Here is a 14,988-nt window from a genome sequence, read left to right on the forward strand (position 1 = left end):
CCAGACAAAAGTTCGAACGAGAAGAGGACACGTAGTTCCGAAGCCAAGAACTGACAGATAAGGACTTTTTCGAAAGGTAAAGTTAAAGGAGTATCGCTTTCGTTCTCCTCTAGCAAGTCTTATGAGCTCTGCACGGCAGGTTCAGTGCAACGATGAAACTTTCGTATCTCAGCACTCCTTCCAACGAACAAATTCTCTTTTGTCCAGGCTATAGACCGGATTTTTTCAAGACTGGAAATTTGCTCTCCGTACTTCCTTTCTTCAATCTGGCGTACTGCTTCATCAAGTTTATTTTGGGCATCTTCATTTCCGTGAGAGGTTTTGAATTCAAGGAGCCAATGCCTATTGCTCGCGCCAACATCCAAATCGCTTCGGCCATGAGAGTTGGGACGTTCCACGATTGGATCAAGGCCTGCGGCGGCAAAATAGATCTGAACAAAAGCTCTGACGGAGAATTCGTCTCTGACAGGGAACCGATGATAATCAATGGAAAGAAAAAGTCGATTAAGAATGTGGAATAACGATTCAGGACCGTCTTCAGACAAAACCTGGACAATGGGACCCGCGCCGACTTGTCCCGCAACGCGCCCGCCAAGCAGTTGCTCCATGTAAAGTTGAGCCATCACTGTCCTGACCTCTTTGTTTGGATAGCCGACAAAAACAGAAGTTCCGTATTCTATGGTCTTAATTGTGAGATAGCCTGTTTGAGTCAACAGCGCGACATCGGTCAAAGCGTTGAGCTCAGTAGAGCTGCTAAGAATACCCAACGACAGAGTTTTGTCTTTTCTATATTCTTCGGGATTTCTCAAAGGGCTGGATTGTAAAGACTTGAGAAGCACGCTTGGATGGCCGCCGCTTGCAAACCAATAGTCTTTGAAACCACGGTTGGGAGAGGAAAAAACTTTAGTAGAGACCATGGAGAAAAGACTGTTTGTTTTGCGGTTTCTTCAAAACAGAGGCCATCATAGTATTCAAGTAATTCCTCTATTAACTTTGGCTTATCTTTTTGAAGAACTTGAGAGGTACTCTCAAGGAAAGCACCAAAATATTTTTTGGACCTCTTCACGAGTAAAGCCGAGAAGAGCACCGTAGTCAGGTGAAAGTGAAATATCCGACAAGTCATTGAGTTCAGCGAAGAGGCAGGTTTTATTGAATTTCGTAATTCCGGTAATAAACAAGAATCTCAGAGCTCTACCATTTGTCTTAAGAACCGCATAGAACTCGGTTAACTTGCGGCTCACATATTCAAACTCATCGGCGCTGTCCAAGCATACGGTGAGCGGAGCGTCATACTCGTCAATCAAAATTACAAGTTGATTGACCGGCTGTGTTTGCAGCCAATTCGATAACTGTTCGGTTACGGAAAGGGCACTATCCTCCTGGTATGAGAAACCAGCAGACCGAAATTTCCGAGCAAGCAAGGACGTCAATTTTTGAGAAAATTCTTCAACATTCTCAAAGTCCCGAGTTTCTGAAAAATCAAGTCTAACAACGGTATATTTTTTGTCATCTTTCCATTTCTTTTCAATCGCTAATCCTTTGAAATCTCGGATACCGTTTTTAAATAAGGCTTCAAAGGTTGAAACGAGCAAAGATTTACCAAATCTTCTAGGACGCGATAAGAAAACCTGGGCTCTTATGGATGCAAGCTTGAAAATATATTCACTCTTTTCCACATATATTTGGTTGGCATTGCGTAAAGCTAAGAATGAAGAAGTTCCTAGCGGTAACTTTTTTATTAAAGGCTCTTCCATTTTTACGTTTATATCTTCTCGATTTCATTATAAGAATTGCTTCTTTTCAATTCTCTCAGTTAATCAAATGAAAGACGAATATGGGACATCATAGGTTTTCTAAAATTTTTTGGGAAAGGACATACATTCGCTCTCAAAGCACGGATGGCGGCCTTGAGTCTTCATTTTGAAAATATTCTTAATAATCGATTTCCTTGAATAGAGAGCCATTCTGCCTTAATAAATTCTTCAAAAAAATTGACTATCATTAAAAAGTTAATCATTGACTCTTACCGTTAAAGAAAATGCAAACTTTAGGAAAATACCCATCCGTAAGAATGAGAAGAATGAGACATGATGATTTCTCCCGTAGATTGATGCGTGAAAATCGTTTGAGTCCCGATGATTTAATCTACCCGGTATTCGTTGTTGAAGGCGAAAACAGAAGAGTTCAGGTTCCTTCTATGCCCGGCGTAGAAAGACTTTCTTTGGATTTGTTGACTAAGAAAGCTGAAGAATGCGTCAAGCTCGGAATTCCTGTGATGGCTCTATTCCCATCTATTGACGACTCTCTTAAGACTCCGGACGGCAGTGAAGCTGCAAACCCGAACGGATTGATTCCTCGCGTTGTTCGTTCTCTCAAGAAAGATTTTCCTGAACTTGGAATCATGACAGACGTTGCTCTTGATCCATACACTACCCATGGACAAGATGGCTTGATCGATGAAACCGGCTACATTCTCAATGACGAAACAATTGAGATGTTGGTTAAGCAAATGCTTACTCATGCAGAAGCCGGCGCTGACATCGTTGCTCCGTCCGATATGATGGACGGCCGCATCGGCATCATCCGTGATGCGCTTGAAAGCAGAGGTCTAATCCATACCAAGATCATGGCTTATTCTGCTAAGTATGCTTCTTGTTACTACGGTCCGTTCCGTGATGCCGTTGGTTCCAGCTCTAACTTAGGTAAGAGCAATAAAGCCGTATATCAGCAAGATCCTGCTAATTCCAACGAAGCTTTGTGGGAAGTTGGTCTTGACTTGGCCGAGGGTGCTGACATGGTGATGGTTAAACCAGGTTTGCCGTATTTGGACGTTCTCTGGCGTGTTAAACAAGAATTCATGGCTCCGACATTCGCCTATCAGGTCAGCGGCGAATACGCCATGATGAAAGCCGCTTTCCAGAACGGATGGCTTGATGAAAAGAAGACGGTTTTAGAATCCCTCTTATGCTTTAAGAGGGCAGGCGCCGATGGCATTTTGACTTACTTTGCTGTCGAAGCCGCAAGATGGCTCGCTGAAGACAGACTGTAAAACTATTCTGTTTTTACTCGTACCCGCTCAGTGCTAGTTCCCGAGCGGGTTTAATTTTTTGTGCTTTTTCAAAAAAGAATTCTGTCTATCGTGGTAGTTGCTTCTAATTGGATTTGGCTCCTGATTTTTACCGAAAGCTCAGAGTCGATTTGCTATGAATTCACGGCAGCTTCTAATTCCTCCTTTATTAGGAAGAATTTATCTTTTAATTGCTCAGCTGAGTTCACGCCTAGCTTGCGATAAGCTGCCGCTCTGTGGTTTTCTACGGTTCTTGGAGAGAGATTCAACCGTTCCGCAATGCTTTTATTGGAGATGTCCTGGAAAATTAACCCGATAATCTGTTTTTCTCGATCGGTAAGCTTCTCGGCAAGCAAGAGCAAATCTTGAGGATTGTAGAGGTTACCGGTCCTAAGCTGATCCAATTTGAGGGCCTCTTGCACTATTTCTAAGAATTTGTCGGCGTTAACCGGTTTTTGAAGGAAGTCCAACGCTCCTTTCTTGACGGCTCCCACCGCAATATCAATGTCTCCGTGGCCGGATAGAAAGATAATCGGATGAGGGTATTTGCGTTCAATCAGAATATTCTGAAGTTCAAGTCCGCTCATGCCCGGCATGCGGATGTCAAGAATGATGCAGCCCGGTACCGAGGCTGCGTCACCTGCTAAAAAAGCTTCGGCACTTTCGTAAACTTCACTCTCATATCCCTCGGACATGAGCAAATATTCCAGACCATTTCTAACGGAAGGATCGTCTTCTACTACTCTTATTGTTTTGGGCATTTTGTTCTTCCTGTTGATTATTCTTGGAAGTAATGAGCGGCAGGAGAATCGTCACCTTTAAGCCGCCTTGTTCACTCTTTGAGAATCGAATCTCTCCGCTGTGAGCTTGGACAAGCGTTCGAATAATAGATAGGCCGAGACCCATCCCTTCCGCTTTTGTCGAATCTCCAATGAGAGAGATTTCTTTAATTTTTTCTTCTGATAATGCCGGGCCTTTGTCCCAAATTTCAATCTGAACATAAGGTCCAACGTTGGAGACTTCCATCCACGCGACCGCACTCTTAAGATGAGACTGGGCTTGGGCCGCATTGCGAAGCAAATTGGTGAAGATAAGTTCCAACTCGAACTCTTCGCCGCGAATCACATGGTCGCCACCGTGATCCATGAAATGGACAGGCATGTCTCCGACGCTGGTGGTTTGAAAGTCTGCAATGGACCTCTGAAGAATTTCTTTCAAATCCTGCTGGTTTTGTCGGGAGGATTTGTTCTTAGCATAGTTCCTGACTTGCTCGACAATGGCGCTTGCTCGTTCGGCTTCAGCTTCTATTCCTTCAATACCTTTATCAATAAATGCCTTCGCTTTTTCCGGATTTTTAAGGAAGCGGCGTAAGCCGTTGGCATAGCAGTTAATCGCGTTCAGAGGCTGTCTGAGTTCATGGGCAAAAAGGCTCGACATCTGGCCGATAACCGAAATCTTTTGAAGTTTCTCATAACGTCGGTTAGCTAGATTGGCTTCTTTATGGAGAAGTTTCTGCTGTTCCAAGGCTTTTGATAGTTCTTCAGTTCTTTTGCGGACGATAAATTCGCTTCGAATACTGTGAAGAATTAGCAGCAGGATGAAGGCGGCGGCAGCGGCAAACCATTTCCAGTAAGCTTTGGCGAACTCGGTAATGGTTTGAGAAAAGTCTTTTTGCCAAGGTCCGTTTCTAAGATTCTGAAGAATTCTGTCAATGGCACTGAAGTCAGTCGCTACGCCCCAGGTCATACCGTCCGTCTCATCCATACCAAGCAAAGCTGTTGTAATTGTCTTCGATTCATAGGGAGACAGGCTGGGCATCGAAATGACCGTGATGCCGGGAAAGGGAGCGGCAGAATGCATACATGACAAGGACTCATCCTGTCGGGGAAGAAGTATGCGGAGCCAACCTGTGTCATCTGTCGTTTGCTGACTATAGCGCTCCAAAGAACAAGCGGGGACGACCGCTAAGTCTGCTTTTCCTTCTTTGAGTGTACGAAGCACATGGCTGAGGTTGGCCGGTACATAGATGATGTCCTTAAAAAAATTATCGGGCTTGACTTTGAGCTGCTCTGCAATCGTGCTTAATAAGGACGCAAGCCCTGAAAGTCCGAATTCTTTACTCGTCACAACAGTCTTTCCTTGCATTTCCTGCAGGGTAGTGGCTTTTGTTCTTTCTCCGTCGACTAGGAAGACACTGGATTCCGCACGGTTTGTATTGGTTGAGTTCTCATGGTCAAGAGAGGCTATATCACGGGCACCTTGAAGAATATAAGTTCGGGCAAAGCTGCTCGGAGCAATGACTAAGTCCAAACGGTTTTCTTTAATTTCTTTGGCGAGCTCTTCGTCATTTAAAAACATGACGCGCAGCGAGTATCGGGAAGTCAATGCACCTTGCAGGTCGGAAATGGTTTTAATCAGGAAATCTTCATAGTCACTAAAAGTTCCGGAGGTAGAAATGCCGATCTGGACGACTCTTGAGTTGACATTAGACAACGCAATTACCGAATAGACGCTCAATACAACCGAAAAGACCAGGAGGAGAAGTTTTTTCATTCCTTGACCTCCCGTAAAGCTTTAGTCGCCGAGAGGCCAGCGATTCTTCCGAAGCCGAAGGCTGATGACAAGGGTACACCCATCGCCGCGGCTGCCCCATGCACACCTCCCGTGACTTCTCCCGCTGCCCAAAGGCCGGAGATCGGTTTTCCGGATTTGTTCAGGACCTGGGCGTCCGTGTTGATTTTTAGCCCTCCGTAAGTCCCGAGAAGAGCCGGTTTAACAGGAATTACATAGAACGGCGGTTTGACGATTTGGGCCAGTTTTGCCTTTCCCGTAAGGTCCTTTCGGTAAAAGTCAGGATCTTTTCCGAGTTTGGCGATGGCTTCGTTATACATGTCGACCGTGTCTTTGAGCCCGACCGGATCAATGTGAGCATTCTGAGCTACCTCTTCGACCGTCTTTCCGGAAAAAACGGGTAAATTACCTATTTTGCCTGTGCCCCAAAACTCTTTTAGAGGACCAGAGGAGTTAGCTAGTCTGGAAACCGTTTTACGAATCTCATCATCAAAAACCAGATAGCTCTTTGCTTCATGCTGCTGAATGACTTTTTGAGCGATTTCTTTGTATGGCGCAGATTCGTTGACGAAGCGTGCACAGTCGTCATTAACAATAATCGGACCATAGTAATACGCGAAAGTCATGTCTTGGTAGGTAGAGGGATTGTCAGTGAAGGCATAAGAGGCTTTAATGTGTTCGAGATCAGCAGTGGCAGCCCCGACCTTAATCCCCATTTTTAATCCGTCACCGGTCAAACCAGGAGGGGCGATGGTCGCTACGTTCTGCAAACCTTCTTGTACCGATTCCAAGAGGGACTTGTTTCTTGAAAATCCTCCGGAACACAAGACAACACCCAGAGAGGCAAAGGCTTTCCTGTCGGCTCCCGCTCTAGTAAAGACAACTCCTTTTATCCTGCCTGTAACCTTATCTTGGATAAGGTCTTTAACAGGACATCCTGTCCAAATTTTGACACCGAGAGACAAGGCTTTTTTACGCAGAAAAAAGATGACTTCAGGCATATCGAATTTATGGATTCTTCGCACACCCTTTTCTGCAAAAAGCGCAATGGGACGGATGCCGTTTTGTTCAAACCAGACTATTTGTTCTCTGGCCGCCGGAAGCATGGCATCGAGCAGACTTTCATCGTTTTTGCCCAAACCTTCGGACTTTAGGTAGAGGACAGCATCATGGTCAGAGTCTTTAACTCCCCGAGTGGTTTGAGAAGCAGTGCCTGAAGCAAACCACGTTCCTCTTGCAATAAGTGAAGATCCTCCGATAACCGGATTTTTCTCTAGGACAAGGATATCTTTGACACCGTTTTCTGCAGCAATGCAGGCGCAAGTGAGTCCTGCTGCACCGGCCCCTACAATGATGAGCTGAAAATGATCCATGGAAGACGAAGCCCAGCAGAGCGGGCTTAGAGCCGTCAGAGCGGCGGTTCCAATCAGTTGTCTTCTTCTCATTTATTTCAGCTTAGGATTTCTTTAATCCCAATTTAACCGCTTTCGTTTTTCTGTCAAACCATGGTTTTTACTTAGACATAAAAAAATCTGAAGAAAGTTTGATCAAGGTCAAACTACCTAGGTAATGACTTTGGAAAAATGAGCACATCCGAAAGGAACAACGATTAACCAACCACCAAGGAAAAACAAAATGTCAAAGCTGATTTCCAAGAGAAGTTTTCTTAAAGGTTTCGCCGCTGCAGCCGCTGGTGCCGCTGCTGCTCCTTTAGTTCATGCAAAACCCGGTGATCCTCTTCCTCAGAAATGGGACCGCGAAGCTGACGTCGTTATTTTAGGTTACGGCGGTGCAGGTGCTTCTGCTGCCATCACAGCCAAAGACGCAGGCGCTGATGTCGTTATCTTCGAAAAATGCCCGCAGGGCGGCGGCAACACAGCTGTTTCTTCCGGCGGCATGATGATCCCTAACAACAGAGAACGTGCCATCGAATACTTGAGAAAGACATACGATTTTGCCAACAGCGAAAAAGATGACGAACTCTTGACAGCTTTCGTTGACGAAGCCATGAAGTCCAAAGACTTCCTCCTTTCCTTGGCTCCGGATCAGAAGGTTTACATCTACGGTCACGCCGGTTTCCAGAGCATTCCTGAATCCGATGGTATCGACAAATGGCGTTTCCGCACTCCGAAAGGACAGAAGACACGCGGCGGCGATATGCTCTTCAATAACTACCGCTACGCTGTTGAAACCGTCAGAAAGATCCCTGTTGTTTACAATGCACGCGCTCTTGAATTGATCACCAGAAACGACGAAGTTCTCGGTGCTTGGATTGAAATCGACGGCAAGAAAGAAGCTGTTAAGGCTAAAAAGGCAGTTGTTCTTGCTACAGGCGGCTACGAATTCGATGACAAGATGCTCTCTAACCACACAATGGGTCAGAAGTTCCATCGCTTAGGCCACCCGGGCAACACCGGTGACGGCGTTCGCATGGCTCAGGCAGCCGGTGCAGACCTCTGGCACATGAATGCTCTTTCCTGCCCATTGGGACTCGTTGTTCCGGGCTTGAAGACAGCTCTTCAGATCAACATGCTTGCTCCTTCTCACATCTATGTTGACCAAGACGGCAAACGCTTCGTTAACGAAAAGATGGACAACCACACCTGCATTTACGGTGTTAACCTTCTTGACGCTGTCAAGCATCGTTATCCGAGAATTCCTTGCTTCGTTATCTTCGATGAAGAAGCCCGCAAACGCGGCCCGATCATCGGCGGTGCAACTTCCGGCTACGCTTTGAACCGTGAAGACTACAAGTGGAGTAAGGACAACAGTGCTGAAATCGAAAAAGGCGTTATCGTCAGCGCTCCGACAATCGAAGAATTGGCTAAGAAGAACAACGTTTCTGCTGAAAACCTTGTTGAAACCGTCAAGAGATGGAATGAACAGATTACAGCCGGTGCCGATAAAGACTTCGGACGTCCTCTTGAAAAGAAAGACAAAGTTGCTTTCGAAGGCCGTGAAGCTCCGATCATTTCTCGTCCAATCGGTGAAGGCCCATACTACGCAGCTGAACTCTACCCAGCCATTCTGAACACTCAGGGCGGCCCGAAGAGAAACAAACTCGGTCAGGTTCTTGATCCGTTCGGCAACCCGATTCCACGTTTGTACAGCGCCGGTGAATTAGGTTCTATGTGGGGCCACATCTACCAGGGTGCTACCAACAACTCCGAAGCATGCGTATTCGGAAGAATTGCAGGACGCACAGCTGCCGGCGAACAAAACTGGTAATAAGCTCTTCAATAAATTCTTTTAACTAACAAGTGCCGCGCAAGCGGCACTCCTCCCGAGATTTATCATGTTAAAGACCGTTGTTTCCATCTTAGTTTTAGCTTTATCAGCTACGACTTCTTTTGCAGCTGATAAGATGCTCGCTGATCGCCACATGGAAAGAGGCGGTAAGTGCGAAGCATGCCATACCACAATGCCTCCGAAAGCGGTAGCCACTCAGCAGTGTCTGGTTTGCCACGGAAGCTATGACAAAGTCGCAGCCCGTACCGACAAGAATGACATCAATCCGCACGACTCACACATTGAAAATCCGGATTGTACAAGCTGTCACCGCGGTCATAAGAAACCAGTTCTCTTGTGCGACGAATGCCACGAATTCAGAGAACTTAAGGTTCCTTAATTAAAAACCGGAGAGGCCCGGTCACCAAAAAAACCTCATCTCAATTTCTCTAATCAACTTCAAATCAAAGGTTTTGTTATGAAACAGATCACATTGGCCGTTTTAGCTGCCTTTGCAATAGCAGGAACATGTTCTGCAGCCGTCAAAGACGGTACATATACTAAGACGGTTACGGGCCACAATGCGCCGATCACAGTGACCGTTGACATCAAAGGCGGCAAAATTGCTTCCATCGCAACTAAAGACCTGGAAAGTCCGGGCGTCGGTAAAGTTGCCATCAAGAAACTCGAAGACAGCGTTATCAAGAACCAGTCTACAAACATTGATATCGTTTCCGGCGCTTCCGTAACAAGCTTCCAGCTCCTTGGCGCCATTAAGGATTGCTTAAAGCAAGCAGGTGCTGAAAAAGGTGACTTCAACAAGCGTATAACAGACGCCAACAAAGCTCCCGTCACAGAACGTGCTGACGTCGTGATCGTTGGAGGCGGCGGAGCTGGCTTAGCTAGCGCGGTTTCCCCCGTCTTTAGCTTGTAAAAATAAAACAAAACTCTCTTAATTCAGAGAGTTATATAATTTTTGAAGCAGACAAAAGTCACTTATATTGGCAATCTAACTCCGAGACGCTTCGTAATATCAACCACGGTGGTGAGTGTTGGAAGCGGCTCAACTCCAAAGACAGCCATCACTTTTTCCGCTTCTTGGTTTAGATCCACGCTCTTCGAGCAGCTGCTTTCCGGTTTCTCCAGCTCTTGTTCTCCTGTTTTAAGGTACAGCTTCACTTTGTTTTTTACCCCTTCAATCGGAGAGACTGTCGGAGACATCAGCAGTTCAACCATCATCTCCGCAGAGTACTCTATGCCTTGCTCTCGCAGCTTAAATGCCATGAACCTCTCCAAAGCCAGTGCCAGAACACAAACGACAAAGTGACCTCGGATATGTGCTTCTGTTCTTACATAAATCGGTCTCGTACACAGTACTGATTTCATTACTCGGAAGCAGTTCTCTATCTTCCATAATTCTCTTAGTCTCGAGTAAATCTCCTCATCACTCAAGTCTTCGCAGCAAGTAATCAAACCGTAATAACCTGCAAACCTTATTTTTCGTTCATAAAGCTCACGGTTTAATTCATAACGCTCCTCCGGCGCCTTTTCATCTGGATCTGACTGCTTTACTCTTTTCAAAAATTGTCTCGCGCCTCGTTTAAAAGAGGCATCAATTCTGCCGGTGCCGGCACTTACCATTTTTTTGGCTTGCTCCCATTGCAAATTTAATTCCTTCATGTCATGGGCATACCGCTTAGCCGACCAAGTCACTATCAAACGCGGTTTAACAGCTTCTTGTGATTCTTCTTGCTTAACCGCATCAGGACAGTCCATTGTCTTCATCTTCCATGACATCTCTCCTGTTTCTGAATCAAATTTATATTTCCAGCCGTCCTCGCTAAACAAGCTTCCCAACTCTTTGCTGCTGAGCCGCTGAAGACTGTGCGCCACGATAAAAGCACAGTCGTTTTTAATCAGTTTGGAGAGATTGTCTTTGCTGTTGAGTCCTCTGTCGGCTACAACAATGGGTTTGCCCTGCGGACATTTTTCTCGGAACGACTCAACAACTTTCATTAAAGTTTTAACTTCTGCCGTATTGCCGCGGTAGATTTCATAGTCGAGAGGAATGCCGCAACGATCAATTAATAAACCGAGCAGAACCTGTGTCTCATGAGTCCGGTGTTCTTTACTCATGCCTCTTTCACGTAAACAATCAGGTTCAAAGCTCTCAAAGTAAAAAGTGGTTACGTCATAAAAGACTAAGGAACAGTCCCGCGAAATTTCTTTGCATACGGCTTCATCAAGTTTTTTGATAATAGTCGGTTTAGAAGCAGCCAGAATGTCTAAAGCTTCGTAGTGATGATCCAGTGAGACAGAGTCAAACTTGAACAAATGACGGGGACATTGACGCCTCATTCCTCGCCGGCTCAAGGGACTGAGAATACGGCTGGCCACTTGATAGAACACGGCTAAATCTAAATCCCAGGAAAGTTTTCTGTTGTATCCGGCCTTACGGAACCACGCGTTTAATCCAAGCTTTTCCCAGACTTTTCGTATGGGCGCCATTCCGTAATGGAGCCGAGGAGATGAGGCGTCTGCCGAAGAATTAAAAACCGCGGGCGCAATCCGCCGAACCGCAGCCTCTTGGAGCTGTTCTGCACGTGAGGCATCCGAGCGCAGAGCTGTGACTCTGTCTTTTAAAGATTGAAGGTAGTTCGGATCCTCCTTCATTTTTTCAGAAATATCTCCTAAAGCTTCCAAAGTCCGAGAAGAGTTCTTACGGGTAACCGGGTCTCGAAAGGTTTCGATGATGCTGGCGTAATAGTGCGATCCTCGTTTGTAGTGCTGCAGAGCAATAGTAGGCATATCCTCTCCAGAATCTAATTTTTATTAATTATACCACAAAAGTAAAAACTAAGTATAATATAAATCAAATATAAGTTAAATTTGTCTTCTATAAAAAGTGGGAACAATTAAGCATTCACAAGGGTTGGAGAAGAATTTACATGGCTAAAGACGGGAATAAGTAGCTTCAGGAACTCTGTATTTAACCTTTGGAAGATTTTCTTTCAAGAACTTGTCAAGAAACAAAGCATTGCCATGCAGATATGTTAGAAGAGCCTCGAGCCAAGTTTCTCCTTCATTGTATGCGGCAATCTGAGCAACGGAACCAAAACTGCCGGGCCATAAGTAGTAAGGAGCCATCCGATAGCGAAACTCTTTTCGAATCTTCTCATTCGGAATAATGATGTCAGACACAAGAAGTCCCGCCAAATTGAAACTCTTCGAAGGTGAAGTACAGATAATGCAATTGTCTGCGGCTTTTTCGGAGATAGTGGCATATGGAATAAATTTACTTTCTCCAAGAATGAGGTCTGAATGTATCTCATCGACAACAACTTTGACGTTGTTCCTCTCACAGATTTCATGAACCATTTTCAGTTCGTCTTTTTCCCAACATCTTCCAACAGGATTATGCGGACTGCAGAGAATTAGCATTCGTGTATCTTTTTGTGAAGCAATTTTCTCGAGCTCAGCAAAATCCATCTCGTATCTTCCACCCTTGTTTAATAAAGGATTGAAGGCAATCTGCCTTCCTTTGTAGGTAACATAGTCATAATATGGATAATAGACGGGAGACTGAATAATGACTTTTTCTCCCGGTTCCGTAAACATTTCAACTGCAACAACAATAGCCATGTTTATCCCCGGAGTATAGGTTATCCAGCCTGACTCAATCTTCCAATGATTTCGTCTCTTTTGCCAATTTACACAAGCGTCTAGATACTCTTCACTGCTGAAACCGTAACCATACGTTTCGTGAGCGGCTCTTTTATTGATAGCTTCCACTATTGAAGGAGCGCATTTAAAGTCCATGTCCGCGATTCCCATCGGGATGACATTACTGTCGCCATACATCTTTTGCCTTAACGAAGAAGACCATTTGATCGAAATAGTGCTGCTTCTATCTATAAGAGTATCAAAATCAAAAACGTTTGGTTCTATCGGCTTCATATCGATCTCTTTCTTATTTAAAATTAAAAGATTAATGTTGTTTATTATACAGAACAGTTGTTCTATTTAACGAACAAGGAGAAATTTTGGAAGATATTTTTTTAATAGTTGCGCAAAATTTAAAACAAATAAGAAACGAGCGAAATTTGAGCATTAATGAACTGGCAGAAATGTGCGGTTTGAGCAAAAGTATGTTGTCTCAGATTGAAAAAGGCGGAGGAAATCCAACGCTTGGCACATTGTGGAAAATAGCCAATGCACTTTCTCTTCCATTTGATGCTCTGGTTAAAAGGAAGAACGCTGATTGCGAATTAATAAATCTTTTTAACATATCTCCAATTCTTGAAGATGGAGGAAAAACTAAGAATTATTCTGTTTTCCCGGATGACGGCATTCGAAACTTCGCCGTATATTTCTTAGTCCTTGAGCCAAAGTCCGCTTGGAGTTCTGAGCCTCATGTTCGCGGGACAACTGAGTTTATAACTGTTGTAGAGGGTCTCCTTGAGCTCACGATCGGGACGGCGAAAATGGTTATTAAGAAAGAAGAGAGTATAAGGTTCTCCGCAGACGTCCCTCATGCTTACAAGAACATTGCAGAAGGGGTAACGAAGCTGCATATGATCCTTTCAAGGCAAGATTAAGACTCAGATTTTTAGGAGTTGCCAGAATCCAAGTTCTTTGCGAAAACCCAGTGGATATGGCTCTGTATTTGTTAAGTTTTGACCTTCAAGAAGCGACAGAGTTGCATGCTTAGAATACTGGCAAGCAAACCGAATCTCTCTATCAGTTGAGCTTCAAGAACAAAGTTAATCTCAATACTTATTACGAACGAGGTTCTTTGAAATTACTTTATAAAGGTGCTTGGACTGCAAACCCGAGTACTGAAAGAGAAATACTCGATTTTGCAGCCCGATGATTTATCTTGCTCTGGTCACTTAAGATAGGACTAGAGAGCCCCTGTGCCGAATTTTTCAGTGAAGATGTGCTCCTTGGCAACGTTAGCCCTTTCCAAGGCTTGAGTTGCATCCTTCATGAAACCAACAGGACCGCAGACTAGATATTCGGTATTCGGTTTTACTAAGGAAGTGAAGAAGGCTTCGTCCGGACGACCGGATTTAGAAGTAACGCATGTCACTAATTCAACAGATCCGGATTTGGATAAAGCTTCGACTTCATCGAAAAGCGGATAGTCTTTTTCCTCTTTGCATATATGAACGAAAGTAACCTGACGTTGAGGATTATGAGCTATCGCCTCTTTCAGCATTGCAAGCATTGGTGTGATGCCGATACCCGCACTGATCAAACAAAGCGGATTATTGCCTTCCGGAACATTGAACTCGCCTGTCGGGAAAGAAACTTCGACCAAGTCCCCCTGGTTAATATCCTGATGCAATGCGTTGGAAACCATACCGGCAGGAGAATTACCTTCAGCGACGATCTTTTTAACGGAGATACGCAAAGAATGCTTTGTAGCATCCGTCACTGTGTACTGGCGGGGCTGAATCAGATTTTCTTTCTTGACGTAAACACGGACTGACACGTATTGACCAGCCTTTGCCTTCGGCATCTTGCCGTGATCAACCGGGACCAATGTGAAGCTGGTAACTTCATCAGTTTCAGGTTTCTTTTCTTCGACTTTGAAGAATCTCCAGCCTGACCAACCACCTTCTTCATTAGCGTGCTTGTCGTACAAAGCTTTTTCGGCATCGATCAGAACATTGGCCAACTGCCCGTATGCTGTAGCCCAGGCATCAATCAATTCCGGAGTTGCAGCCTCACCGAGGACTTCTCTAATAGATGCCAAAAGATGTTTTCCAACGATTGGATAATGTTCTGCGCGAATACCGACAGAAACATGCTTATTGGCAATGTGTTTAACCGCATTAAGGAGGACGCCTAAATTTTCAATATTTTCTGCGTAAGCAAGAACAGCCCCGGCCAAAGCTTGTTGCTGAGCGCCTGCTCTTTGGTGACCTTGATTAAAAACCTGCATCAGCTCCGGATTATGGCTGAGCATCCTCTTGTAAAAGTGAGAAGTGAGAGCAACTCCGTGTTCTCTAAGCACCGGTACAGTGGCTTTAACGAGTGCAATTTGTTCTTGTGTAAGCATAGAATTCCTCTAATAGATTAGTATTTTCTAATGGTAAACCAGAGCCTTTTTGTCA

13 protein-coding genes are annotated in these 14,988 nt (G+C 44.8%); 5 read left to right on the plus strand and 8 right to left on the minus strand.

All coding sequences use genetic code 11. From position 1 onward, the window contains the following. Positions 1-119 precede the first annotated feature (119 nt). Both ADH67_RS13465 and ADH67_RS13470 read right to left on the minus strand, forming a co-directional pair. Positions 120-917 (minus strand): PD-(D/E)XK nuclease domain-containing protein, encoded by a 798-nt coding sequence (locus tag ADH67_RS13465; protein ID WP_236578413.1) that lies wholly within the window; start codon positions 915-917, stop codon positions 120-122. A gap of 111 nt (positions 918-1,028) precedes the next feature. Then, entirely contained in the window at positions 1,029-1,754 is a 726-nt protein-coding gene (locus ADH67_RS13470; protein ID WP_236578414.1) for an AAA family ATPase, read from the minus strand. 284 nt (positions 1,755-2,038) lie between these two features. Here ADH67_RS13470 and hemB point away from each other — a divergent pair, with 284 nt between their 5' ends. Further along, a complete protein-coding gene (hemB, locus tag ADH67_RS07350; protein WP_066594985.1) occupies positions 2,039-3,049 on the plus strand; it encodes a porphobilinogen synthase in 1,011 nt (336 codons plus the stop codon). A 152-nt stretch (positions 3,050-3,201) separates the two neighbouring features. Here hemB and ADH67_RS07355 read toward each other — a convergent pair whose 3' ends face one another. From ADH67_RS07355 to ADH67_RS07365, 3 genes are read right to left on the minus strand one after another with little or no spacing between them, the layout of a single operon-like run. Continuing rightward, complete coding sequence (locus ADH67_RS07355) at positions 3,202-3,828, minus strand: response regulator transcription factor (RefSeq protein ID WP_066594986.1); 627 nt, start codon at positions 3,826-3,828, stop codon at positions 3,202-3,204. Continuing rightward, positions 3,785-5,620, minus strand: a complete 1,836-nt coding sequence (locus ADH67_RS07360; protein ID WP_066594987.1) for a sensor histidine kinase — start codon at positions 5,618-5,620, stop codon at positions 3,785-3,787. Before ADH67_RS07360 ends, ADH67_RS07355 begins: the two co-directional genes overlap by 44 nt. Continuing rightward, positions 5,617-7,083 carry an FAD-dependent oxidoreductase gene (locus tag ADH67_RS07365; RefSeq protein ID WP_066594988.1) on the minus strand — a complete coding sequence of 489 codons (1,467 nt, stop codon included), beginning with the start codon at positions 7,081-7,083 and terminating at the stop codon, positions 5,617-5,619. The genes ADH67_RS07360 and ADH67_RS07365 overlap by 4 nt, the downstream gene beginning before the upstream one ends. Before the next feature lie 190 nt (positions 7,084-7,273). Here ADH67_RS07365 and ADH67_RS07370 point away from each other — a divergent pair, with 190 nt between their 5' ends. From ADH67_RS07370 to ADH67_RS07380, 3 genes are all read left to right on the plus strand, one after another. Further along, complete coding sequence (locus ADH67_RS07370; RefSeq protein WP_066594993.1) at positions 7,274-8,866, plus strand: FAD-dependent oxidoreductase; 1,593 nt, start codon at positions 7,274-7,276, stop codon at positions 8,864-8,866. 67 nt (positions 8,867-8,933) lie between these two features. Further along, entirely contained in the window at positions 8,934-9,266 is a 333-nt protein-coding gene (locus tag ADH67_RS07375; protein WP_066594995.1) for a cytochrome c3 family protein, read from the plus strand. A 78-nt stretch (positions 9,267-9,344) separates the two neighbouring features. Further along, complete coding sequence (locus ADH67_RS07380; RefSeq protein ID WP_066594997.1) at positions 9,345-9,800, plus strand: FMN-binding protein; 456 nt, start codon at positions 9,345-9,347, stop codon at positions 9,798-9,800. A gap of 62 nt (positions 9,801-9,862) precedes the next feature. Here the strand turns inward: ADH67_RS07380 and ADH67_RS07385 are convergent, their stop codons facing one another. Beyond that, the gene (locus ADH67_RS07385) at positions 9,863-11,674 is read right to left on the minus strand and encodes an IS1634 family transposase (RefSeq protein WP_089275736.1); all 1,812 of its coding nucleotides are present in this window, start codon (positions 11,672-11,674) and stop codon (positions 9,863-9,865) included. A 144-nt stretch (positions 11,675-11,818) separates the two neighbouring features. After that, on the minus strand, positions 11,819-12,823 hold the full coding sequence (locus ADH67_RS07390; RefSeq protein WP_066594999.1) for a MalY/PatB family protein: 1,005 nt from the start codon (positions 12,821-12,823) through the stop codon (positions 11,819-11,821). An 86-nt stretch (positions 12,824-12,909) separates the two neighbouring features. Here ADH67_RS07390 and ADH67_RS07395 point away from each other — a divergent pair, with 86 nt between their 5' ends. After that, entirely contained in the window at positions 12,910-13,464 is a 555-nt protein-coding gene (locus ADH67_RS07395) for a helix-turn-helix domain-containing protein (RefSeq protein ID WP_066595001.1), read from the plus strand. A 305-nt stretch (positions 13,465-13,769) separates the two neighbouring features. On the opposite strand, the gene hmpA is transcribed toward ADH67_RS07395, so the two are convergent. Continuing rightward, positions 13,770-14,933: an NO-inducible flavohemoprotein gene (gene hmpA, locus ADH67_RS07400; RefSeq protein WP_066595002.1), complete on the minus strand. Its 1,164-nt coding sequence runs from the start codon at positions 14,931-14,933 to the stop codon at positions 13,770-13,772. Positions 14,934-14,988 lie beyond the last annotated feature (55 nt).

The sequence above is a fragment of the Turicimonas muris genome (assembly GCF_002221595.1).
In the GTDB taxonomy this organism is placed as follows: Bacteria; Pseudomonadota; Gammaproteobacteria; order Burkholderiales; family Burkholderiaceae_F; genus Turicimonas; species Turicimonas muris.